Raw genomic sequence first — 26,601 nt, forward strand, 5'->3', positions numbered from 1 at the left:
CAGTTGATTTTGCCTGTTCAACTGTAAAACTACTTATAAATTGAATTATTCTCCTGGTTGGAGGAACGCTATTTTGCCTGAAGTTTATCCAGCAATTCCTGTTGTTGCTGTATGATCTGTTGTTGCGCTGCTATCTGTTTGTTGAGCTGTATCATATACAGGGTAAGTTCTTCTATTTTCTGCATTTGTAGTTTTTGCATTTCTGCCAGGTCCAGGCCTTTTGACGCTATGTCATTGGCTGAAGGAATGTCGGGCAGGCGATTGTTTTTATTGATATAGTTTTCGAGTTCCTGTATGGAAGGAAGCTGATAGTTTTTATCGAAAACATAGTCGGGCCAGTTGCTGGAATTTTTAACAACCACTTTTGTAAAGATACCGGAACCGTTTACGGCCAGCATATAACCTTTAGGATCTATGGTATTTATACAGAGCGCGCCATTGGCTTTTACCATTAACAAAGGAGTGCCATAGGAATGGACGGCAAGTACATTGTTATTGTTTAACCTGGATGTATTTTTAGACCTGCCATCCAGCACCAGTGCGGCGCCGAGGTTGTCGTTGGCCGGGGGAACAATATCATCCGCTTCTGCAATGATCACCATGCCATGGGGCCGGGTAGGGCAGTAGGAACGACCGATAAGAGAAGGAATATAATGAGATTGGTTATTGGTTGCGTTTCCGATAGTGAACACGCCGTCGGTAACAGGAATGGATGATTTATTGAACCTGGCGATGGCTACCTCGTCGGTAGAAACATGGAGTTTAGCTCCGGGCGTTGGCGCTCCGACGCCTACTCTACTGGTGGCGGTAGTAACATAAAGGGTAGTATCGACGCTGATATCGTTCAGTATTTTATAATTGAACGGAACATTATAGGCATTGGCGCCAGGATCAGTGCTTGCGGCTTCCACCCTTGTCCAGGAGCCTGTTCCTGCAGTTACCTCGTATAAGGAACCGCCGATGTAAAGATTGTTGTAGATATAGATGTCATAGGCGGTTGCAGCTGTGCCGCTTGCATTCGGAAGGATCTTGATGGCATTTATTGCCTTCGTATAGCCTGTACGGTAAGCATAGGCAGAAAAGGCAAAACCATTTTGGGTAATAGAGCTGTTGCTTGTTCGGATATATATCTCCGTTACTCCCATTTGATCTAAACGGGCATTGTAACCTGTTCCGCTGTTGATTTTAATGCTTGCATTATAGCCGCCCTGCGGGAGGGATAACGTACCCAGTTTGATCCAGGAAGCTGAGCCAACATTGGCATTTTGGATATTAGCAACCACGTTGATCTGCGCGCTGAGGCTTTCACATACGAAAAGCAGGAAGAACAGTAGGTTCCAGGAATTAAGTTTCATAGATAAATGAATTGTTTTAATGAAAAAGTCCAGGCCTGTAAAAGTGATGAGTTAACAAGTACAGGGAGGGTTTTAAATTTTTTTTATTTTGAATAGTATAGGAAATTACGCAACTAAGATATTGAAATTTCAATATGCAGGCAAGGGGTTAATCAAAATAGGAGGCAGACAGCTGCATTACCTGAAATTCCTGGAATTATCAAACATATCAAGTTGCTGTTCTTCTTTTTTGCCTGTATTTCCTCTTGCGTTGTTCAGCGTTTTATTTAAAAGCCCCGTAATGTTGTAACAGCTTTCCGCAATAATATGGATCACTTCTCCTTCCCGTTGCAGTTTCCCTTCTACCATCAGCAGGGAGGATTGTGAAAGGGCCGGCCTGAATGCCTCGTATACATTGGCAAAAACAACCAGGTTAATAAAGCCTGTGGAGTCTTCCAGGGTAAGGAAGGTAACCCCTTTGGCTGTGCCGGGCCGCTGGCGCACAATAATTAATCCTGCTACCCGTACATAAGTTCCATCCGGTATGGAAGAAAGCGCAGCTGCCTGCACTACTTTCATCTCCTTTAACTGCTTTGCTACAAAACTTACGGGGTGCGAACGTAAAGACAACGATACCGTTTCATAATCTTCTACCACATGCTCAATATCCGTCATCGCCGGAAGCACGGTATTTTCTACAACCCCAGCCTGGCCTGTATACATCCCTGTTGGCCGGTCTTTCAACGCGGTAACTTCCCATAGTGCATTCCGCCTGTCGAGGCCTATAGAATTAAATGCATCTGCCAATGCCAGTTTTTCAACTGCCAGTAACGGTATGCCTGCATCTACCAGTGCGGCAATTGTTTTGTAACCACCGGCAGGGCGATTGGATACAAGTATATCCATATCCGCTTGCCGCAGTCCCCGCACCTGCCGAAAGCCCAGGCGAAGATCCCGGTACCTGTTATTATTGTTCACCAAGGTATTATCCCAGGATGAATAATTGATGTCTACTTCTTTAACAATGACGCCATGTTTTATCGCATCCTGTATGATCTGCGCCGGCTGGTAAAATCCCATAGGCATGCTGTTGAGCAGGGCGCAGGCAAAAACTTCGGGGTAATGGTATTTGATATAGCCTGAAATGTAAACCAGGTGGGCAAAAGAAGCAGCATGGCTTTCAGGGAACCCGTAACTGCCAAAGCCTTCCAGCTGCCTGAAAATGTTCCTGGCATATTCTTCGGAATAGCCTTTTCTCTTCATTCCTTCGATCAGCTTGATCTCAAAATGTTTTAAGATACCATTCATTTTAAAAGTGGCCATACTGCGTCTTAACTGGTCTGCTTCCGCCCCGGTGAAATCGGCGGCAACAATGGCTACCTGCATCGCCTGCTCCTGGAAGAGCGGCACGCCCAATGTTTTCTTCAGTATTTCTTCCAGCTCTTTGGAAGGGTAAGTTACCTGCTCGGGATGTTCGCGCCGCTTTAAATACGGATGCACCATATTCCCAACAATAGGGCCTGGACGAACGATCGCTACTTCTATGACCAGGTCATAGAATTTCTTTGGCTTCAGTCTTGGCAACATCGACATTTGCGCCCGGCTTTCTATCTGGAAAACGCCTATCGTATCGGCATGCGAAAACATTTCGTATACTTTTTCATCATCCTGCGGCACATTCGATAAAGTAAATTTCAGGCCGTATTCCTGTTCAATCAGTTCATACGATTTTTTGATACAGGTTAACATACCTAATGACAGCACATCTACCTTCATAAAACCTAAAGCATCAATATCATCTTTATTCCATTCTATATTGGTCCTGTCTTCCATCCTCGCATTCAGGATAGGGCAGAGGGCAGATAATTTCTGGTTGCTGATAACAAATCCACCGGTATGCTGGCCTAGCTGCCGCGGGAAGCCCCTGTACTGCAATGTAAGGTCCAGCACTTTCCTGATAAGCGGTTCTGAAGGATCTATACCCTGCTCCTGCAGCCTGTGTTCCGGCACCTCGGTATCATGATGGGTAGATATTTTAGCCAGTTTGTTGATGGTATCCGCTGAAACGCCCATTACTTTTGCCACATCCCTGACAGCGCCCCTGTAATGCACCTGTACTACTGTGGCTACAATAGCCGCCCTGTCGCGTCCATACTTTTCATACACATATTGCATGATCTCCTCACGGCGCGAATGTTCAAAGTCTACATCAATATCTGGTGGTTCTTTGCGTTCATCAGAAACAAAACGTTCAAACAGTAAATTGAACTTGGTAGGATCTACTCCTGTAACTCCCAGGCAGAAACAGACGGTTGAATTAGCGGCGGAACCCCGGCCCTGGCATAGAATATTACGCGCTCTTGCTTCTCTTACCAGGTCCCAGACCGTAAGGAAGTAATAGGCGAATTTTCTGCGCTTGATGAAGGATAGTTCATATTTTAAATTGTTGATCACCTTTTCAGGGATATCTTTCCCATAATGTTTCTTCGCACCTAGCCATGCCTGTTTGGTTAATTCCTGCTGCGGCGTTTTTCCTTTAGGTACTACTTCGTGGGGATATTCGTATTGCAGTTCATCCAGGGAAAAAGTGCAGGCTGCAGCAATTTCGACGGTACTCTGTAAAGCCTGGGGATATTGCCTGAACAGCCGTTCCATTTCCCTGGCAGGTTTGATATGCCGTTCTGCATTTGGCAACAGGCGATAGCCGGCGGTATGGATCGTACATTTCTCCCGGATGCAGGTCAGCACATCCTGCAGTTCCCTGCGTTGAGGTATGTGATAATGGACGTCGTTGGTCGCTGCCGGTTTGCATTTAAGTTCCTGCGCCAGCTGGTTGAGGCGGTACATGAGCTGCAGGTCGCCTCCCATATAGTAGCGCGACATGCCAATGTAAAGATCAGGGCCCAGCATCCTGGCATATTCGGCAACATGTTTTTTATAGTCTGCCGGCAATGTTAAGCGTTGGGTTAAAGACTGCGGAGGCACCACTATATACTTGCAATTCCTGAGATTGTAAACATCTTCTTTTCTCAGCAGGCATTTCCCTTTTTCTGTTCTTAAGTTGCCGGTGGTGAGCAGCTGGCTTAATAAACTATATCCATCCAGGTTAGTAGGGTATACAAGCAAAGAGGGACCATCTGCCAGGTCGAGCCGGCATCCGGCAATTAACCGGATGTTTAAGGCTTTGGCGGCGGCATGCGCCCGAACAATTCCTGCAAGCGTATTCCGGTCGGTGATGGCTATTTGCGTATATCCCAGTTCCATGGCGGTTGCCATCAGTTCGTCGGGATGCGAGGCGCCCCGCAGGAAGGTAAAGTTGCTGGTAACCTGTAATTCCACGTACTTCATACATTCACTTTTTAAGGAAACTCGCCATGCAGGAACCACTGGGCATTCCCTTTTTCATAATGCCCGCTTCTGAATACCCAGTACCGGCTTCCGTTCTTATCTTCCACTACATAATAGTCCCTGTGTTCTCCTTCTTCTATCCACCATTCTTTTTCTATGCGTTTAGGACCATCTGCTTTAATAATTTCATGCAACTGACCGTTAAGCCGGAAGTTCATTGGCGGGTAATCGGGGATGGGGGCAGATACTGCAATGGCAAGCGGGGTATTGAACAAACATAACGGAAGGTGCCTGTTCAGCTGCCAGTTGGTTAACGGTTGTTCGTCCAGCGCTGAAGCAGGTTTGATGGCGCGTTCGGGCCAGTGATGTTCATCGGGTAAATACCTGGTGATGTGTGCGCCCGGCCTGGCGCTTAACCTGTCTACCAGCTCAGCCAACCTGTTATTATCTATACTGGATGCTTCCCATAGTTTTTGGGTAGAAGGATTAAGCGGTTCTACCAGTAATGCTTCCAGCACAAACAGTTCTATCCCCAGGCCTGGTTCGATGGCTGATAGCTTAGGATCGAAAAGTTTAATAAGATGCGCTGTGTTATTGGAAGGGCGGTGAGTGCCTATTTCTACCTGCAATGTTTTTCCGTCAGTTCTGTATGCTTTGAAGATACATTGCCTAAGCCCGTTGTTTTCCTGTTGCAGGCGTGTGCAGAGTTGTTTGAGTACCCGTTCGAGGGCAATTTCTATTCCTGTTCTGGTAACAATAGGGTCCATACAGGGCAGCCGTTCGATATAGGGAGAAAGGGGAACTACATACTGCAGCCATTCTTCTTTTTCCCCGAACGCCTGTTGCAAGCGGGTCAGCAAAGCGTCGCCAAACCTGCGTTTCAGGGCGGAAGGTGAAATAGCGGTAAGACCAGCAATTGTTCTTAGCCCCAGTTGGTTTAAACGTTCTGCGATAGTATGATCTATGCGCAGCGCTTCTACAGGCAAGGGATAGAGGGCTTCCCGCTGCTGACGAGGGGGAATGAGGCGATTACCCGTATAGTGGCTTAATGCCCAGGAGGCGCCTATGGTATCGCTCATGGAGGCGTAGATATGATAGCCGAATGCGCGGAGCCGGTGGATGATCTCTTTCAGGTAGTTGCTTTCATTGCCCCAGAGATGCGGGCAACCGGTTGCATCCAGGATGAGGGTATCAGGAAGGTATACGGAAACCTGCGGGGTAAAGCGGATGCACCATTCGGCCAGGCTGTGCAACAGCTGGTTGTCTAAATCCGGTTCATCGTCAATAGCCTGGATGCCGGGAACAATGATCCTGGCATCAGAAAGCAACATGCCTTCTGTAACGCCTTCCCTGTATGCTTTTTCGCTAACTGCGCTAACCAGTATCCTTCCGTGTTGTTTTGTTGTGAGCACAAAAGGCGTTTCTTTCAATGCCGGTTGCCTGCGTTGATAGTAATCCGTTTTCAGGAACTTAAACCATATAGACACATATCGTTTTCGCATTTATCACCCTATTTTCCGTTGCTCGGTAAAACCTTCGTTGCCCGTTCCGGTAACAGGTATGAAGCGATCATCTACCCATTCCATCAGGTATTTGCCTGGTTTACCATTGCGTGTTTTCAATACTTCAACCTGCCAGCGCGGATCTCCGACTCCCGGCATTCCTTCTTCCATGGCGCTGCGGACAGGAGAAACGCGGATGCGCGACAATGCGGCGGTAGGGTTCATCCTGCGGGGAAGATGCCGTAACACGAACCCTGTTACTTTACTTTTTTCTACTGCCAGTTGCAGGCGCCTGGATGTTTCAAAACCCAGTTCCTGTAATTCTCCTATCACCACTGCCAGGCCTTCTGTTTTAAGCGCTTCTTCCATAGCCCAGCAAACATCTACGGGCCTCGGAACCTGTACGAAAATGATCCGTTCAGGGGTAATGCCAAATAGCATGAGCGCAGGAGGGTAGATCCGTTGCTCTGTTGAGATCCAGATGCCAGGACCGCTGTTCTTCATCAGCATGCCGGCAATGGCTGAAATAAACCCGCTGCAGGCGGGCCTGTCTGCCATCGAAAGACTGATGATCTCGTGTACGCCATGGGCAGGGAAGATCCCGTTCGGAAAACAGGCATTCATCTCGCCCAGGTCAACTTTGGCCTGTTCAGATGAAGCTGTTCTGAAACCCTGGAGTAACAGCAGTTCTTTCCGCAATCCATTTACTATCTCTTCCTTCGTTGCCATTTTTGAAGCAGAATCTCACGGCAAGTTTACTAAAAATATTAGTATTAAATGCAAAAAATTTTAGCTTGTATTTTGAGAAAGTAACGGGAGAAGTGCGATGTTATTGGTTCCTTTAGTGTTGTGAGAAAAAATTTAAACTAAAACTTGAATAAAATAACCAGTTGCGTTAACATTGTAATTGTATAAAAGGGAAACTCCGCATATTAATAAACAATAATACAATCGATTGCATGGTGAGTCGCCTACAGCCTACAAACGAAGAGCCATTAATAGAGCTTCAACGCATCGCCAATGGCGATGAACAGGAGTTCCGTCGGTTGTTTCATTATTTCAGTCCCCGCCTCAACCAGTTTGCATTTTCTATTATCCGTGTAAAAGAAGCTGCTACAGAAGTAGTGGATGATGTATTTATCAGGCTATGGAAGCAAAAAGAAAAGGCAACCACGATCGCAAATATCCGGGTATACCTGTATGTAGCTGTTAAGAACAGCGCATTGAACTATCTTTCTTCCAAAGCCAACCGGCAGATCACAGAACCTTTTAATCATTTGGATATCGCCCTGAGCCGTGACCAGTTGCCTGATCAGAAGATGATCAGTGCCGAACTGCAAAAGAGGATCACCTCCGCTATCGAAGCCCTGCCTCCACGCTGTAAAATGATCTTCAAACTGGTACGGGAAGATGGGCTCCGCTACAAGGACGTAGCAGAGATCCTTAACCTGACCGTTAACACGGTAGACGCCCAGATGGTGATCGCCGTTAAACGCATTGCTGAAAAAGTACAATCGCATTTTACTTCCTTCCCCAAAAAATCAGTCAAAAAATAATTTTTAAAAACCTTTAAGGTCATCTTCCTTTTTTCCTGTCTTTATCATTAACAACGGTTCAATGTATAAAGAAAGGATTGCACAGCTAATTGCCAGGAAACTATCAGGGGAAGCCTCCCCGGAAGAAATAAAGGAACTGGACGCTCTGCTGCAGGAGCAGCCAGGCGACGCCTACTTTCTTTCCGTACTGGCAGAATACTGGACTACCCCTGTTTCTTCTGTTGCGGGTATAGACGAAGACCCTGAAGCGCATTTTCATTATATACTCAATACAGCAGCTAATGACGCAGCAGAGAAAAAGACGGTACATAAATATAAACTGCCGGCCTGGCTGGCTATTGCAGCGGCTTTTACAGGCCTGGTAGCTGTCGCGTGGTGGTATGTTTCGCAGTATCATAATTCATCTGCCAGGAACCTGGCTTCCCGCGTGGAAACAGTTGCTAAACCAGGCGCCAAGTCAAGGCTCTTGCTCCCTGATGGAAGTATTGTATGGCTGAATTCAGGAAGTCGCATCAGCTATCCTGCTACCTTTTCAGACAGCATCCGGGAAGTGCAGCTGGAAGGAGAGGCCTATTTCGATGTTGCTAAAGTTGCCGAGCGCCCTTTTATTGTACGCACCCGCGACCTGGACATCAGGGTACTGGGTACTGCTTTCAATGTAAAAAGCTACCCGGAAGAAAGCCGGACAGAAGCTACGCTGATAAGAGGACTGGTGCAGGTTTCAAAGAAGGGCCAGGGCCAGCAGCCCGCCATCCTCCTGCATCCGCACGAAAAAGTAGTGGTGAGCAAGGCTGTAGAACATAATCCCACTAAGGAAACTGCCAATCCCTCCGCCAGCGATATGATGGTAGTACAACTCAAGAAGAATGCAATGGATACGGCTGTAGTAGAAACAGCATGGGTATACAACAAACTGGTTTTTGACGGGGAAGATTTCGGGGAGATCGCCGGTGAAATGGAAAGATGGTTCAATGTAAAAATATCAATTCATGATCCTGCTGTAGCAAAATTCAGGTTTCATGCAAGATTTGAGAACGAAACGGTAGCTGAAGTATTATCAGCCCTCCAGGTATCAGAACCCTTCACCTTTAAAATCAATAATAATGAGGTAGATATTTACAAGTAACAACCAAAAAAAGGGAATGCGCTAACATTCCCCCTTAGTCTAATGTTCAGAAACCTCCGATCGGCAAAATCACGGGTTTCTTACTTTTTAAACAATAAATCCAAAGTTATGAAAAAAAACGCACCTCCTGCCAGGGAGGGAAAAGCACTATGTCTGCTTAAATTCCTTCTATGTATGAAGCTTTCCATGTTAATTATTTTTCTTACTGCTACCCAGGTCAATGCCGCGAAAGTATTCAGCCAGACTTTAACAGCCAGCTTTGAACAAACTGAGTTGCGTACTATCCTGAATGTGATCGAGAAAAAGACCAAAGTCAGGTTCTTATATAATTACGATCTTTCCCTGTTAACGAAAAAAGTTGATTTCTCTGTTAAGGAGGCAAAGGTGACGGATGCCCTCAATAAACTGCTGGATAAAACAGGATTGCGTTACAAGGATATGGGGAATAACCTGATCGTTATTTCATCCGGCAACGACAGGGAAGCTGAACGGACCCGTGTAGCCGTTAGCGGTACTGTGACTGATGAAAGCGGTCAGCCTTTACCAGGTGTAAGCATCAATATCAAAGGCACTTCTCTTGGTACAACCACTAACGCCGAAGGGCATTTTAACTTAAACACCCGCTCGGCAGACGATATCTTAATATTCACCTATATCGGTTACGCTTCGCAGGAAATTCCGCTGAATGGCAGAACGGTGCTCAGCGTCAAAATGCTGGCCACTTCCAGCAACCTGAACGATGTAGTGGTAGTTGGTTATGGCACCCAGAAGAAGCAGAATGTTACAGGCGCAATTGCCTCTGTTCCCATGCAGGAACTCCGCGACATGCCGGTTTCTAACGTGGCAACAGGACTGCAGGGAAAAATAGCCGGCGTAGTAGTGCAGCAGAATTCCGGCAGCCCAGGCAGAACGCCCGCCATCAAGGTACGGGGCTTCGGGTCTATTACCGCCGGTAATAACCCATTGATCGTAGTAGATGGCAATATTGTTTCGCCAACAGTTTTCGGGTTGTTTGACGCCGATGAAATTGAAAAGATAGATGTACTGAAAGACGCTTCTTCTGCGGCTATCTATGGTTCCAGAGGGTCCAACGGCGTTATACTGGTAACTACAAAAAGAGGCCGCGCCGGCAAAACAAAAATGGGATTAAGCGTATACACCGGTTACCAGGAGGTAACGAAGAAACTGGATGTACTCAACTCCCAGCAGTTCGCTGAGTTTGCAAAAGAGGCGGCTAACAATGCGTACCTGGACAATGTTCCCGGCGCTAAAATTACAGACCCCAACAGCGCCAGGCCTTCTGACTACCTGCGTTACAGGTACGCCCGCGGCGACCTGTTCGACTGGTTCAATTTCGATGATCCGGCTAAAGTAGCGGCGCTTCCTGATCATAAGTTCCAGGACCTGATCTTCCGCCGGGCGCCTATCAGCAACTATCATTTTACTGCCAGCGGCGGTACGGAAACCGTGCAGTATACAGTGAGCGCAGGCTACCTCAAACAAGATGGTATCATCCAGCGCTCAGCCATGGACCGCTATACTTTACGCGCCAACGTAGATATTAAAGCTACCCCGAAACTTACGTTAGGCGCCAACATCAATCCTTCTTACAGGATAACACAGGAGGTGAAATCCGACGGCCACTGGGCAGATAATGGCATCATCAACGCTGCATTGTCTGCATTGCCTATGGCCCCGATCTACGACGATAAAGGGAACTATTCTTCACAAGCGGCGCTGGCAGCGCCATACAACCTGCCGGGCATTACCAACCCTGTAGCCAATTACAGCGAATACCACAGCCAGTTTGACCAGACTAACCTCATATCCAACGTGTATGCGGAATATAAATTCCTTCCCAACCTGAAATACAGGGTGTCGGGGAACGTCAATCTTTTCCAGAACAGGAGAAATGCCTATACGACTTCAAAAATGCCGCTCAACCAGCAGTTGCCGCCTACCGCCGCTACCGGAAGCGCATTTTCTGAACAGGAACTTAACTGGCTGGTAAACCAGGTGCTGACCTATAACGTGACGTTTAACAACAAACATAACCTGGAAGTGCTGGCTGGTACCGAATCCAATAAAGTGCAATACCAGTCTTCCAATGCTGCCGGCAGCGCGTTTGCAAACGACATCGTGGAAACGCTGAACGCCGCAGGTTTGCCAACATCCGTTACTTCCCAGAAAACGGAAAATGCAACAGTATCTTACTTTGCAAGAGTAGACTATAACTATCTTTCTAAATACCTGCTTAAAATATCTGTGCGCCGCGATGGGTCTTCTATCTTCGGACCAGATAACAGGTTTGGTACTTTCCCGGCCGCCTCTGTAGGTTGGAGGGTTACGGAAGAACCCTTTATGAAGAACCTGTCAGCGCTTTCAGAACTCAAACTGCGTGTCAGCTACGGTCTTTCAGGCAACAACGCCTTCTCCGTCTACTATCCGTATATGGGGACGCTTGGCACAGCCAATTATGCCTTTACCAATAACCTGGCTACTGGCCTTGCTATCAATTCTCTGTCTAACAACAGCCTGGGTTGGGAACGCAACCAGCAGCTCGACCTGGGCCTCGAAATTGGTTTGCTGAAGAACAGGATCTTCGTTTCTGTAGATTATTACGATCGTATCACCAAAGACCTGTTATTATACGTGAACGTACCTACGCTGACAGGCTTTGGATCTGCCTATAAAAATATCGGCAGAATGAGCAATAAAGGGATGGAGTTTGTTGTGAACAGTTATAACCTTACAGGCGCATTCACCTGGAACACCAGCGCCAATCTTTCCTTTAACAAGAACAAGGTACTGGAACTGGGGCCCACAGGCGATCCTATACTGACCGGCAGCGGGATCGGCGAAACGAATATCACGATGATAGGCCAGCCCATCGGTAGTTTCTATGGATACAAACAACTTGGCGTCTTTAAAGATGAAGCCGACCTGCATACCAATCCACACGATAAAACAACCAGGCCCGGCGATGTGAAATACGCGGATATAAACGGCGATGGCATTATTGATGCAAAAGACAGGACCGTTATAGGAAACAACCAGCCAGACTTCATCTATGGCATGACCAATACTTTCTCTTATAAGAACATCGATCTCTCTGTTTCCATTCAAGGTACGCAGGGCGGGAAGATCCTTAACCTGAGCCGCCGGTTCTTCGATAACCTGGAAGGCGGCGGCAATAACCTGTCGATAATCCTGGATCGCTGGCGTTCACCACAGAATCCCGGTAACGGCATTGAACCAAGAGCCAATGCCCGCACTACCGGAAACAATAATGCCGTATCGTCCCGCTGGGTTGAAGACGGCTCTTACCTGCGGATACAGAATGTGAGCCTGGGCTATAAATTGCCTAAATCGGTGACGGATCGTATCAGGCTGCAACAGGTACGGATATACGCTTCTGTGCAGAATCTTTATACCTGGTCAAAGTACCTGAATTTTAACCCTGAAGTTAGTAACTATGAAGGCGCTTTAACAGGAGGAGTGGATTATGGCAGCTACCCGTTGGCAAGAACGATGACATTAGGTATCAATATTGGTTTTTAATGCCTGGTTAAACGACAAAAATTATATCAGATGAAATTCAATAATCATATCATATACAAGGCAGGATTGGTTGTGCTTATGCTGTCGTCCTGTGGTAAAGGGTTTATAGACCTTAAGCCGAAATCCAGTGTTACTACCGGTAATTTTTACCAGACAGCGGAAGATTTCAGGAACGCTGTGAACGGCGCATACGCCGGGCTCAGGTTAAACGGCACCTATGGGGCCGACAGTTATATATTTGGAGAAGTGAGATCAGATAACGCAGTGCCAGTATCTTCCGGTTCGGTTACCGACCAGGATGAATTTGACCGCTTCTATATACGCACTACCAATCCATATATCAATAACCGTTGGGCGGATAGTTATAACGCGATAGCAAGATGCAATGCTATACTGGGCCGTATTGATCCTATTGCAATGGATAACAACCTGAAAGCGCGTTATATCGGTGAAGCAAAATTCCTGCGGGCCTTATTCTTCTTTAACCTGGTACGTACTTACGGAGATGTGCCATTGGTATTGAAAGAAATTGTGAACTCGGACGACGGATATGCCTATGGCAGAAATCCCAAAGCCGAAGTATATGCGCAGATAGAAAAAGACCTTACGGAAGCGGCGCAGGCATTGCCGGTTTCTTACAATGGTAACGATATTGGCCGCGCTACCCAGGGCGCCGCAAAAGCTATACTGGCGCGGGTATTGCTCACCCAAAAGAAATATCCGCAGGCTACCGAACAGTTGAAAGCGGTGATAGACCAGAAGCAGTATGACCTGGTAACCTCGTACGCCGATTTTTTTAAAGTAAGCAACAAGAATAACAAGGAAGCTATTTTTGATGTGCAGTATAAGTCAGGGGGCGTAGGACTTGGCAATCCATGGCCTAACTCTTTTGCTCCCCAGAACTCCGGCAACGCGGTGATCATGTTCGGAGGCGGGGGTAACAACACGCCATCCAACGACCTGGTGAATGATTACGAAGCGGGCGATCTGCGGAAAGATGCAACCGTTGCTACTTCCTATGTCAATGCCAGCGGTACGACCATTCCAGGTAATTTTGTGAAGAAGTATTTTGATGTACCTGCAACCGCCAACGACAATGGAAACAATATTCCTGTGATCCGTTATGCAGATGTGTTGCTCATGTATGCAGAGTGCCTGAACGAAGCAGCATATGTAGCCAATGGCGATGCCTTTACTTACCTGAACAAGGTACGCAACAGGGCCGGCCTGAAAGATCTGACCGCAGCCCAGGTACCCGACCAGGCTGCATTCCGCCTGGCTATGGAACATGAAAGAAGAGTGGAGTTTGCATTTGAAAACCTGCGCTGGTACGACCTGGTAAGAACAGGACGCGCTATCCCGGTAATGAACGGGAAAGCTACCCAGATCAACCTGGTGAACCCGGTTACTAACCAGAACCTGGTGTTCCCCATCCCACAAAGCCAGATAGATATCAACAAAACAAAGATCACGCAGAACGAAGGATCTAACTGATTTAAACAGGCCAGAGGCGACAGCCCTGGCCTGTTTTTCTATGCAATGTTTCTATTATGAAATCAATGAAAGGACTTGCTTTTTGCCTGCTGTCTTTACTGGCGGGAGAAAGCATTGCGCAGGTAAATATTCCACGGTACGATACAACAGGACTGAATGGTAACCATGATCTGCACCTGCCGGCCTGGGGACCATATTCCAAAGGGTATGCAGGGATCTCGCATATCCCGGAACTGAAATCCGGCAAGCGTTTCGATTTTTCGGTATTGCCAGGCTATTACCGTAATAAAATACTCGTACCTAATGTTCGCTTCGAATCCTCTTACTTTCCCTGGAATGTAAAAGAAGACCTGAGTAAGATTGTGTACCGTTATGAGCTGGAATGGAAAGACCAGGTGTATACGGATGTCACTTATCAACTAATAGACCCGTCAACCGTGCTGGTATCGGTGCATTGCGTCAATAATACCGCACTTCCTCAGAACCTCTCCCTGAACCTGGTAGGATCGGTCAGTTATCCTGAAAATTATGGCCTGTTTACCTTGCAACACGACAACGATGCAAAATGGTATAACGCCGTTGGTTACAGGTCCGTTTCCTATGCCGTAAAGAAGCCTACCGATAACCTGGTCACTGATGGCTGGATGCGGGGAGAAGTAAGGGATCAGGGTTTGATAGAAGGCCGGGGAATAGGGCAGGGGTTTGGCAGGCAGGCTGGCGATAAGCTGGAGTATGAAGTGAACTTCCCTCAGGATGCAGTGCAAGGCAGACTGCTCCTCGTATACACGATGAAGAGCGGCAAAGGATCGGCCCTGCAGCTCTCAGGACTCCTTAACCAGCGGGTTGATTTCAAACCCTCTGATACACTGGCGATCGCGGAAATTCCTTTTACAGCAGGAAAAGACAGGCAACGCCTGGCCATCACTTCTCTTGGCGGCGGCGATATAGTACTGAATGGTTTTGCGCTGACTACTTCAAAAGGGCCTGTCAGGATCGTTCCTGCAACGATTTCTAAAAGCCCTGTAACGGAAGAAGATCCAAAAGCGCATACCTTATTGCTGAAATACCGTGATATCCCCATGTATTACGGCATCACCTGGGATCAGGAGCCCTCCAGGATCCGGACTATACAGAACGACGAACTGGATATTTATATGCGGGAGGTAACGCATAACCATGTAAGCAAAGTGTTGAAAGGAAATATGAAGGGAGAATACGCGAATGTCTTTATCAGGCCCGTTGAGTTGCAGCCATTTTCTTCACAGACCTGTACTGCGTTGATCAGCTATGGGCCGAAGGACAGTGTGCTGGCAACGCTGACCAAGAACACTCCTTTGCAAACGCGTTTCGCGGCGCAGTTAAAGGATACTATCTCTGCGGTCAAAGGAATATTACCGGAAGGAGCGCCCTATCTTTTTACTAACAAAATGCTGAAAAGCGCCTTGTTCTCTAATATTGTTTATCCCATTTATACGCAGGGTCAATACATCAGGCATTTTACGCCAGGTAAATGGTGGAATAGTTTATATACTTGGGATGTTGGCTTCATAGCATTGGGATTAACAACTGCTGATAGTCTTAAGCTGGCGATAGATTGTCTTAACGCTTACCTGACCCCTCCGGGCAGCCAGTCGGCCTTTGTGCATCATGGTTCCCCGGTTCCTGTGCAGGTCTATGCGTTCCTGGAGATCTGGAATAAAACCCAATCCAAAGAACTACTCAGTTATTTTTACCCGGGACTGAAACAGTATTACGAATTTATGGCAGGGCGTTACGGAAGTTCAACAACGAATGTACTTCAATCCAACCTGCTTAAGACCTGGGATTATTTCTACAACTCAGGCGGCTGGGACGACTATCCTCCGCAAGTGGAAGTACACAAGAGGCAACTGGAAAAAAGCGTTACCCCGGTGATCACCACGGCGCAGGTGATCCGCATGGCGAAAATTCTCAGGATGGCCGCCAGGGCGCTGAATAAAACTGCTGACCTGGAAGAATATGATAAGGATATTCAAAGATTTTCGACCGCACTGCAACGCCAGGCATGGGATGCAGGCAGCGGTTATTTTTCCTATATGTTGCACGACAGTAGCGGTCGTGCAACCACTTTCTTCAAAGATCCCCGGTCGGGCGACAATTTCAACAAGGGATTGGATGGAGCTTACCCCCTTGTAGCGGGCATTTGTACGCCTGCCCAGCAGGAAGGACTAATAGATAAGCTCTTTTCCCCCAGGCATATGTGGAGTCCTTCGGGCATTACAGTAGTAGATCAGTCGGCCCCTTATTACCTGGCAGACGGTTATTGGAATGGGGCCGTATGGATGCCGCATCAGTGGTTTGTCTGGAAAACAATGCTGGACCTGGACAGGAGCGATCTTGCCAGCAAAGTAGCGATGAAAGGCCTGGATGTTTTCAGGCGGGAAACAGATGCTTCCTATTATACTTTCGAACATTTCCTGGCATCAACCGGCAGGGGAGCCGGCTGGCACCAGTTTTCGGGATTGTCGACCCCTGTACTGGCCTGGTTTGCGGCCTATTTTAAAACCGGGACCATCACCCCAGGATTTGAAATATGGATCAACGAACAGGCGTTTAACGGGGAGTATACGGAATACAAAGCAGCGATATCGTTCGACCAGGCAACGGCTCCGCATAAGCGGGCAATGCTGGCCGGAATGAACCCGGCGTTTGATTACCAGGCAACGTTTAACGGGAAACCGATTGCAATAGCCCGTATGGCTAAAGGAGTACTACAGCTTACCTTGCCTGCAACAAACAAAAGCGGGACATTACTGATCCGGAAGAAGTGACAGGATATCTATAAAGTGCATTTTTTTATCGATAAAATGGAAATCTAAAAAATATATGATAAGTACTTTTGGGCCGAAATGAGGAGGGCATCCTCGGTTTAATGACAGCCCAAAAGTATTTGACAATTCATGAAAAAGATCTTTGCATTCACCACGTTATTAATGCTGGCAGGCCTGCGCCTGTTGGCTGCGCACCAGGTATCCAGCCCCGACGGCAGGATCGTTGTTGATGTATTTACAGACGACCAGGGAAATCCCAAGTATACCATTGCATTTAACGGATCGAAGTTGCTGGCGCCTTCTTCTCTGGGCCTGGAACTCGATGGTATCAACTTTTTTAGCGGCTTAAAGCTCGTTGCTGCTTCGGGAATCGAATCCGTACGCGATCAGTATAACATGATAAGCGGGAAAAGGACCATCAATCATTACCTGGCGAAGAAAAGGACGTTTACCTTCCAGGAGAGAAGCGGCCGGAAAATAGCGGTTATTTTCCAGGTGTCGAACGACGGGGTAGCCTTCAGGTACCAGTTTGCCGGCAATGGAGAAGTAAAAACCGTTAAAGCGGAATATACATCGTTTGCCTTACCAACCGCCAGGGCTTTTATCCAGCCTTTAGCCGTAGCTAAATCAGGCTGGGAACAAGCCAACCCGTCGTACGAAGAACACTATTACCAGGATGTACCAGCCGGTACGCCTTCCGAACTGGGTGCAGGGTTTATATACCCGGCATTGTTCCATGTTGCCGGTAACTGGGTGCTGATCTCTGAAGCTGCCGTAGGGCGCGACTGGTGCGCCACGCACCTGGACTGCGAGAATGGCAACCCAGAATATAAAGTAAAGTTCCCTGATGCACGGGAAGTAATCTTTGATAAACAGTTGCTGCCTGTTCAAAAAATGAATGGAGTTTCGCCGTGGAGGATCATCGCGGTAGGTTCCCTGAAAACGATCGTGGAATCAACGTTGGGCACCGACCTGGCAGATCCCCGCGCAATTAAAAACGCTTCTTTCGTTAAGCCGGGCAAAGCCAGCTGGAGCTGGATCAACAGTAAGGATGACTATATTATCTACGAAGAACAGAAAAAGTATATAGACTTTGCGGCAGATATGCACTGGCAATATTGCCTGATAGATGTGAACTGGGACAGGAACATCGGGTATGATAAAATAAAAGAGCTGGCCGATTATGCCAAAGGAAAGAATGTTGGATTGATACTCTGGTATAATTCGGCGGGCGATTGGAACACTGTAAAATATACGCCCCGCAATAAACTGCTCACCAAAGAACTGCGGCAAAAAGAGTTTGCCCTGTTACAGTCGATGGGTATCAAAGGCATTAAAGTTGATTTCTTTGGCGGAGATGGAAAATCAGTCATGCAGTACTACGACGATATTTTGCAGGACGCTGCCCGGTACGATCTTATGGTGAATTTTCATGGCGCAACGTTGCCAAGAGGCATAGCCCGGACATATCCTAACCTCGTAACCGCAGAAGCGGTGAAAGGAATGGAGTATGCGACTTTTGACCAGAAGGATGCGGATAAACTGCCAAACCATGCAGCCATGCTGCCATTCACCCGGAATGTATTCGATCCTATGGACTTTACGCCGATGAATCTTTATAAATTCACTTCTACCAACACTGTCAGGAAAACCACTGCTGCGTTTGAACTGGCCACTACTATCGTTTTCTGGTCGGGTATCCAGCACATGGCGGAATCGCCTGAAGGGATGAGCCATGTACCGGGATTTGCCAAACAGTTTTTGCGCACCTTGCCTGATACCTGGAACGAAACCCGTTTCATTACCGGCTACCCCGGGAAGGATGTGGTGATCGCAAGACGCAGTGGCAATAAATGGTTTGTTGCGGGGGTCAATGGAGAACAAACTGCGAAAGAGCTGAAACTGGATCTCGCCTTCCTTGGAAAAAGAAAGGCAGTATGGATCAATGAAGATAGCAGCGATCTCCTGAAACAAACGGAAATAACCCTTCCTGCCAGCGGGGCGTTGCCAATTTCGCTGGCTGCCAACGGAGGTTTTGTATTGGTAATTGAGTGATCATAACTATGCATATTCAACCGCTATAGTAGTTGACTGACAGCGGTAAAAAAGGCTCACAGGTAGCGCTGTGAGCCTTTTGCCATTTACAGGGAACTACGTATCAGCCCCGTGAGCTTATAATAGTTTTCCAGGTGTTTGGTCACTATCTGTTCCCCGGCTCCAACCTGTATCAGGTTATCGCCATCGGCTCCATAACCGCCAAGAGCGGCAGAACGCACATCGGGAATATAACCGGGCCATTTGCCCCCGCTCCACGAATAACCAAACATAAATCCATTCACCCCCGCCAGTTTCATCTTATCTTTCCAGTCGAGCTGGAACTGGACAAACATTTCTCCCGGGCATACGGCAACAGAAATATTGTTGTTGATGAGCATCGTGATCAGGTGTACATTGAAGATCCTTTTGCTGTCATATCTTCCTGTAAACTTCAAAGAATCTACCTTGTATCTGATATCCGTTTCCCCGGTTGCCGGCATGGAAATATTCCTGGCCAGTTTTGTTACTTCCCAGGCCAGCAGCTCGCCCGTCCTTTCCATAGGCGCATAGTCTGTTTTCGTGGAAGTGTCGTCAGGCCCGCTTTTGCGGGGACTGATCATCAGCGACTCTACGTTTCCGCCGCCGCCGTTCACGAACAGGCAGGTCACTTTATCGCCAAAGCTGGCTTCCACTTTCCTGGAAGCTACGCCGGGGTAGTCGGCCGATACCTCGTAGTTAAAGCACACAATATCCGCATGCATGGCATAGTTCATTACAATGGCCTTAGGATTGTTTGCCAGGTCGGTGATCTTGAGTACGCCCAGCTCCGGGTCTACAGGGCCAAATGGAATGCGTTCAGGATTTTCCCGCCTGTAATGATCGTCTGCGATCCAGGATTCGCGGGCTTTGCCATCTTCCCGCATTATCAGGCGGTTAAAGCCCAGTTGAGGGAAAGTGCTTTTTCCTGCGGCAATTTTCGCAGGGAACATGTTTGCCACGGCCTCTCCGACCACTTTGATGATCTGCGCTTCATAATAGGGCTGGAACGGACTGCTTTCAGAAACATTGATCTTGTTGTCAACCATGGGAGCGGAGTGATTGTGAGAAGAACTGAGTATCACCCTGGCAATATTGAATTGCTGTTTGCATGCTTCTACAACCCGGTCGCTGGTAAAAATGGGCAGATCAAGGGACACAAAGGCCAGTCGCTGGCCTTGTACCTCCAACACCAGGCTCCTGGCATACACAGAATCGTGGATCTTCTGGTCTGTTTTGGGCGTGATGTTGATCTTGCCTGTACCGGCCATTAGTTTACCATTACCGGCAAAGGCCTGCTGAAGGGAAAGTGAGCACAATAGAATGCTGAGTAACGTTCTCATGGAACGCTTCGTGGAATTTAAAGCAATCATTTTGAATGTATTTTCTTGTGAGATAAAAATAATCGGCAGGCCCGAGATAACCAGTGTTTTTTGAAGCAGGGAGAATATTGTACCAGGAATCAGGAAATTATTATTACCATTTATACATTTTTTCTGCCGATAACAGCAGCAAATTCCTATTTTAAACCCTGCAAACAGACCAGGCAGCTTATGGATGGGATCAGCGAAAATGACAGCAGCATTGTACGATTGAAAGAAATAGCCTTCTCCTGCTTTAAACTGGGCGTTATCGGGTTTGGCGGCATCGCAGGCATGGTGGCTACAATAGAAAATGAAATGGTGGTCAGGAGACGATGGATCGATCACCAGCATTTCACCGATATTTTAAGCACTTCCTATATCATTCCCGGACCTAATGCAGTAGAGATCATCATGCACTGCGGGAAGGAGCGGGGAGGGCGTTTGGGCCTCATAGTGGCGGGCGTTTGTTATATCCTGCCTGCAATGATCATCTGCCTGTTATTCGGTTATTTCTACCGGCAATACAGCGCAATCCCCGACGTACAGGATTTTATTTTCGGTATCCGGCCGGCAACAACCGCACTGGTGATCGGCGCTGTGATCCGTCTTACAAACAATACCATCAGGTCTAATGTGGTTTTGATCATTCTCTGCATCGCAGTGCTGGCCGGCTCCCTGTACGGGATCAACGAAATATACCTGATCCTGGCCGCCGGTTTAATAAACCTGGCCATAAGGGCAGGGAAAAGGGCAATGTCGCTGACCCTGGGGTTGGTTGCTTTGCCGGCCATTGAACAAACTGCTACCCAATATTCCAATTCCAAACTCTTTTTAATTTTTTTAAAAATCGGCGCTATTCTCTACGGCAGCGGCTATGTGCTTTTCGGGTATATGGATGAATCGCTGGTCCGGAACCAGCACTGGTTAACGAGGCAACAGCTGATAGATTCTATCGCCGTAGGACAAATAACTCCCGGCCCAATCCTTTCCAGCGCCACGTTTGCAGGTTTCCTCATCAATGGCGTAACAGGCGGCGTATTGGCTACAGTGGCCATTTTCCTGCCTTCTTTCTTCATTTCATTCTTCCTGCATAAAGTGGTCACCTGGGCAAGAGGAAGCAAACAGCTTAGGTACTTCCTCGATGGGCTCAGTGCCGCATCCATCTCTATCATTGCAGTAGTAGGCATTCATTTGCTGGGAGAAACATTCAAAAGTTACCAGGGCACTATCATATTAGCGATTTGCCTGTTGCTTGGTTTCTTCAGCAAAAAGATCAGCAGCCTGGTAATAATTTTAATCGGCAGCCTGGGCGGCTTCCTGGTATTGCACCTTACGCAGTGGCTGCACCTTGCCTGACAAGGGCGATCAGCTGCTAAAAATGATTCAATTTGGATTTTTATTGAGACGTTTTAGCTAACACACTTGCATTGATTGCCAGAAATTTGTGTTCGTCTAACAGGGTGCAATTTCACGCTATAGTAATAAATTAAAACTGACAAAAAATTATGACAATGTTGGCTAATCGGTGTTGCAGGATGACCTTTATTCTTGTATGTTGTATCTTCCAGTCTGTGCTCCTCAGCGCACAGCAAAAAGCTCCCAGCTATCCGCTTGTTACGCACACTCCTTACTTCAGCATCTGGAGCAGTACAGATAAACTGAACGAATCTGTAACCCGGCACTGGACAGGAGCTAACCATTCGCTGGTTGGAATTATTAAAGTAGATGATACCTATTACCGTTTCCTCGGGAAAGAAACTGAAGAATTTGTAAGCATACTCCCTGCGGCAGATGAGCAGGTATATGAAGCGGCTTATACTTTCGACCAGCCGGCTGCCAACTGGTTTGAAACCGGGTTTAATGACGCCGGCTGGAAAACAGGTAAAGCGCCGTTTTCAGACGATTCCAAGGCGAACACTACCTGGAATACAGATGATCTCTGGGTACGCAGAACATTTAACCTGAACGAAGCAACGAAGTTCGATAATCTTTACCTGAGAATTAACCACGACGATAATATTGAAATTTACCTGAACGGCAAACAGATCTATCGCAAGCAGGGTTGGGTAAATCATTATACCTACCTGCCGCTCGGCGAACAGTTGAAAGCTAACCTGAAGGCCGGCAAAAATGTACTGGCTTTCCACGTACATAACAGCGCAGGCGGCAGGTTCCTGGATGCAGGTATCTCCAGGCTGCTGGAAAGCGACGATAGCAAACTGATCAAAACTGCCGTACAAAAAGATGTGGAGATCAAAGCAATGGAAACCGTCTACCACTTTACCTGCGGAAACGCGGACCTGGATCTGACCTTTACTTCTCCTTTGCTGATAAAAGACCTGGCTTTAATGTCAACACCTGTTTCTTATGTGACTTACGAGGTGAGAGCTAACGACGGCAATAAACATGCAGTATCCGTATTGCTGACTGCCAATTCAGAAATCGCCACCAACATGCCTGCTGAAGAAGTAACGGCAGAAGCGAATGCCAGCGGCAGCCTGAAATTGCTGAAAACCGGCACTGTTGCACAACCGGTGCTGGAAAAGAAAGGAGACGATATCCGTATCGATTGGGGGTACCTGTATATAGGCGCTTCAAAAGATAATGCACAACAATATATTTCTTCCGATGAAAAGAGCGGTATTCACCAGTTCCTTTCCGGTCAATTCCAGGGCCCAGCTACTACCAGGGGAAAACGCCTGAACCTGAACACAGTGGTATCCTTTGGCCAGGTAGGCAATGAAGCTGTGAAGAAATTTATGTTGCTGGGATACGACGAAGTATATGCTATCCAGTATTTTCATACTAATCTCCGCCCCTGGTGGAATAAGAACGGCAACCAGCGTTTTGATGCGTTGATGAACAAGATGGCTGCCGGCTATAAAGAAGTGATGGTTAAAGTGAAGAGCTTCCAGGATGTTGTTTACAACGATGCACTGAAAGCCGGAGGAAAAGAATATGCAGACCTCTGCAAACTGGTTTACCGCCAGAGCATAGCTGCCCATGCTTTAGTGGAAAGCCCGCAAAAAGAACTGCTCTTCTTATCCAAAGAGAACTTCAGTAACGGTTGCATCGCCACTGTAGACCTGACCTATCCTTCAGCGCCGTTGTACATTGCTTATAACCCTGAGCTGGAAAAAGGTATGATGAACGGCATCTTCTATTACAGCGAAAGCGGTAAATGGACCAAGCCTTTTGCAGCGCACGACCTGGGAACATATCCTATTGCCAATGGCCAGGTATATGGAGAAGATATGCCGGTAGAAGAAGCAGGAAATATGCTTATCTTAACCGCAGCTATCGCCAAGGCGGAAGGCAATGCCAACTATGCCCGCAAACATTGGCCTGTACTTACAACCTGGGCTAAATACCTCGAAAAGGAAGGATTTAATCCGGCCAACCAGTTATGTACAGACGACTTTGCAGGTCACCTCGCCGGGAACGTTAATCTCTCCGCCAAAGCTATCATGGCGCTGAGAAGCTACGCTTTCCTCGCAGAAAAACTGGGCGAAAAGAAAGAAGCGGCTTATTACCTCGATCGCAGCAAAACAATGGTACAGGACTGGATAAAACTGGCAGACGATGGCGATCACTACGCCCTGTCGTTCGATAAAAAGGACACCTGGAGCCAGAAATACAACCTCGTATGGGACAAAGTGCTGAACTTTAACATCTTCCCTGCAAGCGTATTTAACAAAGAGATCAGCTATTATCTTACCAAACAACTGCCTTATGGCCTGCCGCTGGATTCACGTAAAACATATACGAAATCTGACTGGATCATGTGGACGGCGGTAATGGCAAATAACAAAGCTGATTTCGAAAAATTCATCCTGCCGCTTCATAAGTATATGTCTGAAACCCCAAGCAGGGTACCGATGAGCGACTGGCACGAAACAACAAACGGCGAGCAAACCGGCTTCCAGGCAAGAAGCGTGGTAGGCGGTTACTTTATGAAAGTGTTGAACGATAAACTGAATAAATAGTATATCAGTATAAAGAGAAAAAAGGCGGTTGACCTGGTATATATTTGTCCTTCGGGGCAATCATATTCCGGTCACCCGCTTTATGCATTCTTAGTTAAACCAACACCTATACGACTGGTTGTTATGAAAAAACGATTATTTATAGCGCTTGCTATCCAGTTGGCTGTATCCAATGCCTACAGTCAGCGTACTGCGCTTGCAGACTATGTAAACACCCTGCAGGGCACCAATTCCAGCCATGAACTTACCAGGGGCAATACCTATCCGACTACTGCTTTACCCTTCGGGATGCATACCTGGACTCCCCAAACCGGCAATAATGGCGATGGCTGGAAATACCAGTATCACAAAAAAAGCATCCGTGGATTTCAGCAGGCGCATCAGTGCAGCTCCTGGTCTAACGACTACGCGGTATTTTCGCTCATGCCGGTGATAGACCAGCTTACCGTTAACGAAAATGAAAGAGCTACTGCCTTCGAACATACGAACGAAATTGCAAAGCCTTATTACTACAAAGTAACGCTCAATAACAATATCACTACCGAAATGGCGCCTTCAGAAAGAGGAGCGCATCTCCGGTTCTCCTTTCCCAAAGGACATAAGGCATTCCTGGTGCTGGACGGCTATACAGGCTTAAGCGGGGTGAAGATACATCCCGCAGAAAAGATGATCACGGGGTTTGTAAACAATGGAAGAGGATTCCAGAAGGGATGGAAAAGCCATTTTGTGATCATGTTCGATACGCCGTTCTACGCTTACGGAACCTGGCAGAACACTGATAACAAAGTAGAAGCAGGCAAGAATGAAATAGAGGGAAAAGGGGCAGGCATCTACCTCGAGTTTAAAGATGGAGCAGTGGTACAGGCAAAAACCGCTTCTTCCTATATCAGCGACGAACAGGCGAAGCTGAACCTGCATCGGGAGCTGGGCGCACATAAAACATTGGAACAAACCAAAGCAGCAGCTAAGAACACCTGGAACGATCACCTGTCTAAAATATTGGTAGAAGGCGGATCGGAAGAAGATAAAGCCACCTTTTATTCCTGCTTTTTCAGGGCCAGCCTGTTCTCCAGGAAATTTTATGAACTGGACAAGAATGGGAAACCTTACTATTTCAGCCCTTACGACGGTACTGTACACGATGGCTATATGTTCACCGACACCGGTTTCTGGGATACCTTCAGGGCGCAGTTCCCGCTGAATGCGCTCCTGTACCCGCAGATGCACGGCCGTTACATGCAGGCCCTGCTGGATGCGAACAAACAATGCGGATGGTTGCCTTCCTGGTCTTTCCCTAACGAACAGGGAAGTATGATAGGCAATCATGCCATCTCGCTGCTCTCTGATGCCTGGGCTAAAGGAATAAGGACCTTCGACCCGGCTGCAGCCCTGGAAGCATACCATCACGAAGCTAACAATAAAGGTCCGTGGGGCCCTGCCAACGGGAGGGACGGATATGTTGAATATAACCGTTTGGGTTATGTTCCTTACCCGCGTATCCGTGAAGCGACCGCTAAAACACTGGAATACGCCTACGATGATTTCTGCGCCTGGAAACTGGCATCGGAAACGCACCAGGAAAAATATCTCAAAGAATGGGAGCAGCGGATGTACAATTATCGCAACGTATTCGACAGCGCTACCGGCTTTATGCGGGGAAAAGATGAAAACGGCAACTGGTTGAAGAACTTCGACCCGGTAGAATGGGGAGGACCTTTTACCGAGGGCAATGCCTGGCATTGGGTATGGTCGGTATTCCACGATATCAACGGCCTGAAAAAAATGCTGGGAGGCGACGAGGCTTTCTGCGCCAAGCTGGATGCGGTATTTACGGAACCCAATACCGTGAAGGTTGGCACTTACGGCGGCATGATCCATGAAATGACGGAAATGGTAATGGCCAATATGGGACAATACGCCCATGGCAATCAACCTATCCAGCATATGGTATATCTCTACAACTATGGCAAACAACCATGGAAAAGCCAGTATCACGCCAGGGAAGTAATGCGCAGGTTATATAATGCAACAGAAAACGGGTACCCCGGGGATGAAGACCAGGGACAAACTTCTTCCTGGTACGTATTAAGCGCGCTGGGTTTCTACAGCGTATGCCCCGGAACGAACGAATACGTGATGGGCAGCCCGCTTTTCAATAAGATCACCATTACACAGGAAAATGGTAAGAAATTCGTTATAACCGCTAAAAACAATTCTCCTGAAAACGTATATACTCACAATGCCATGTTAAACGGCAAACCGTATACAAAAACATTCATCACCTACCAGGACATTGCAGCCGGAGGAAACCTGTCGTTCGACATGAAAAAGACGCCCGACACGGGTAGAAAACTGCAGGCCGCCGATCTCCCTTATTCTGTTTCAAAATAAGGGAGAATTTGGTTGCAGGAATGTGTTTTATTCTTTAAATTGTATCTCGCAGCTAT

General features: G+C 47.4%; 14 protein-coding genes. 9 read left to right on the plus strand and 5 right to left on the minus strand.

All coding sequences use genetic code 11. The annotated features are described in order from the left end of the window. Nucleotides 1-68: 68 nt before the first annotated feature. The 4 genes from BLV62_RS06285 to BLV62_RS06300 all read right to left on the minus strand — a co-directional run bounded on the left by BLV62_RS06285 (nt 69) and on the right by BLV62_RS06300 (nt 6,913). A complete protein-coding gene (locus tag BLV62_RS06285; protein WP_089759795.1) occupies nt 69-1,355 on the minus strand; it encodes a hypothetical protein in 1,287 nt (428 codons plus the stop codon). A 177-nt stretch (nt 1,356-1,532) separates the two neighbouring features. Continuing rightward, nucleotides 1,533-4,682, minus strand: coding sequence for an error-prone DNA polymerase (locus BLV62_RS06290; protein WP_089759796.1), 3,150 nt, complete (start codon nt 4,680-4,682; stop codon nt 1,533-1,535). Between the two features lie 11 nt (nt 4,683-4,693). Next, nucleotides 4,694-6,184, minus strand: coding sequence for a Y-family DNA polymerase (locus BLV62_RS06295; RefSeq protein WP_089759798.1), 1,491 nt, complete (start codon nt 6,182-6,184; stop codon nt 4,694-4,696). Between the two features lie 3 nt (nt 6,185-6,187). Further along, entirely contained in the window at nt 6,188-6,913 is a 726-nt protein-coding gene (locus BLV62_RS06300) for an ImuA family protein (RefSeq protein WP_089759800.1), read from the minus strand. A 230-nt stretch (nt 6,914-7,143) separates the two neighbouring features. Between BLV62_RS06300 and BLV62_RS06305 the strand changes: the two genes are divergently transcribed. From BLV62_RS06305 to BLV62_RS06330, 6 genes are all read left to right on the plus strand, one after another. Further along, complete coding sequence (locus tag BLV62_RS06305; RefSeq protein WP_089759802.1) at nt 7,144-7,740, plus strand: RNA polymerase sigma-70 factor; 597 nt, start codon at nt 7,144-7,146, stop codon at nt 7,738-7,740. Nucleotides 7,741-7,801: 61 nt separating this feature from the next. Next, the gene (locus BLV62_RS06310; RefSeq protein WP_089759804.1) at nt 7,802-8,866 is read left to right on the plus strand and encodes a FecR family protein; all 1,065 of its coding nucleotides are present in this window, start codon (nt 7,802-7,804) and stop codon (nt 8,864-8,866) included. 108 nt (nt 8,867-8,974) lie between these two features. Beyond that, nucleotides 8,975-12,427 carry a TonB-dependent receptor gene (locus BLV62_RS06315; RefSeq protein WP_211117674.1) on the plus strand — a complete coding sequence of 1,151 codons (3,453 nt, stop codon included), beginning with the start codon at nt 8,975-8,977 and terminating at the stop codon, nt 12,425-12,427. Between the two features lie 30 nt (nt 12,428-12,457). Then, nucleotides 12,458-13,921 (plus strand): RagB/SusD family nutrient uptake outer membrane protein, encoded by a 1,464-nt coding sequence (locus BLV62_RS06320; RefSeq protein WP_089759806.1) that lies wholly within the window; start codon nt 12,458-12,460, stop codon nt 13,919-13,921. A gap of 56 nt (nt 13,922-13,977) precedes the next feature. Beyond that, on the plus strand, nt 13,978-16,731 hold the full coding sequence (locus BLV62_RS06325; RefSeq protein ID WP_139169966.1) for an MGH1-like glycoside hydrolase domain-containing protein: 2,754 nt from the start codon (nt 13,978-13,980) through the stop codon (nt 16,729-16,731). 129 nt (nt 16,732-16,860) lie between these two features. Next, nucleotides 16,861-18,786 (plus strand): glycoside hydrolase family 97 protein, encoded by a 1,926-nt coding sequence (locus BLV62_RS06330; protein ID WP_089759810.1) that lies wholly within the window; start codon nt 16,861-16,863, stop codon nt 18,784-18,786. An 86-nt stretch (nt 18,787-18,872) separates the two neighbouring features. Here the strand turns inward: BLV62_RS06330 and BLV62_RS06335 are convergent, their stop codons facing one another. After that, complete coding sequence (locus tag BLV62_RS06335) at nt 18,873-20,147, minus strand: neutral/alkaline non-lysosomal ceramidase N-terminal domain-containing protein (protein ID WP_168927746.1); 1,275 nt, start codon at nt 20,145-20,147, stop codon at nt 18,873-18,875. Between the two features lie 210 nt (nt 20,148-20,357). Between BLV62_RS06335 and chrA the strand changes: the two genes are divergently transcribed. From chrA to BLV62_RS06350, 3 genes are all read left to right on the plus strand, one after another. Then, on the plus strand, nt 20,358-21,524 hold the full coding sequence (gene chrA, locus BLV62_RS06340) for a chromate efflux transporter (protein ID WP_089759904.1): 1,167 nt from the start codon (nt 20,358-20,360) through the stop codon (nt 21,522-21,524). Between the two features lie 179 nt (nt 21,525-21,703). Continuing rightward, the gene (locus tag BLV62_RS06345; RefSeq protein WP_089759814.1) at nt 21,704-24,154 is read left to right on the plus strand and encodes a glutaminase family protein; all 2,451 of its coding nucleotides are present in this window, start codon (nt 21,704-21,706) and stop codon (nt 24,152-24,154) included. Nucleotides 24,155-24,262: 108 nt separating this feature from the next. Further along, nucleotides 24,263-26,545 carry a GH92 family glycosyl hydrolase gene (locus tag BLV62_RS06350; protein ID WP_371863511.1) on the plus strand — a complete coding sequence of 761 codons (2,283 nt, stop codon included), beginning with the start codon at nt 24,263-24,265 and terminating at the stop codon, nt 26,543-26,545. Nucleotides 26,546-26,601 lie beyond the last annotated feature (56 nt).

The sequence above is a fragment of the Chitinophaga terrae (ex Kim and Jung 2007) genome, from assembly GCF_900107795.1.
In the GTDB taxonomy this organism is placed as follows: Bacteria; Bacteroidota; Bacteroidia; order Chitinophagales; family Chitinophagaceae; genus Chitinophaga; species Chitinophaga terrae.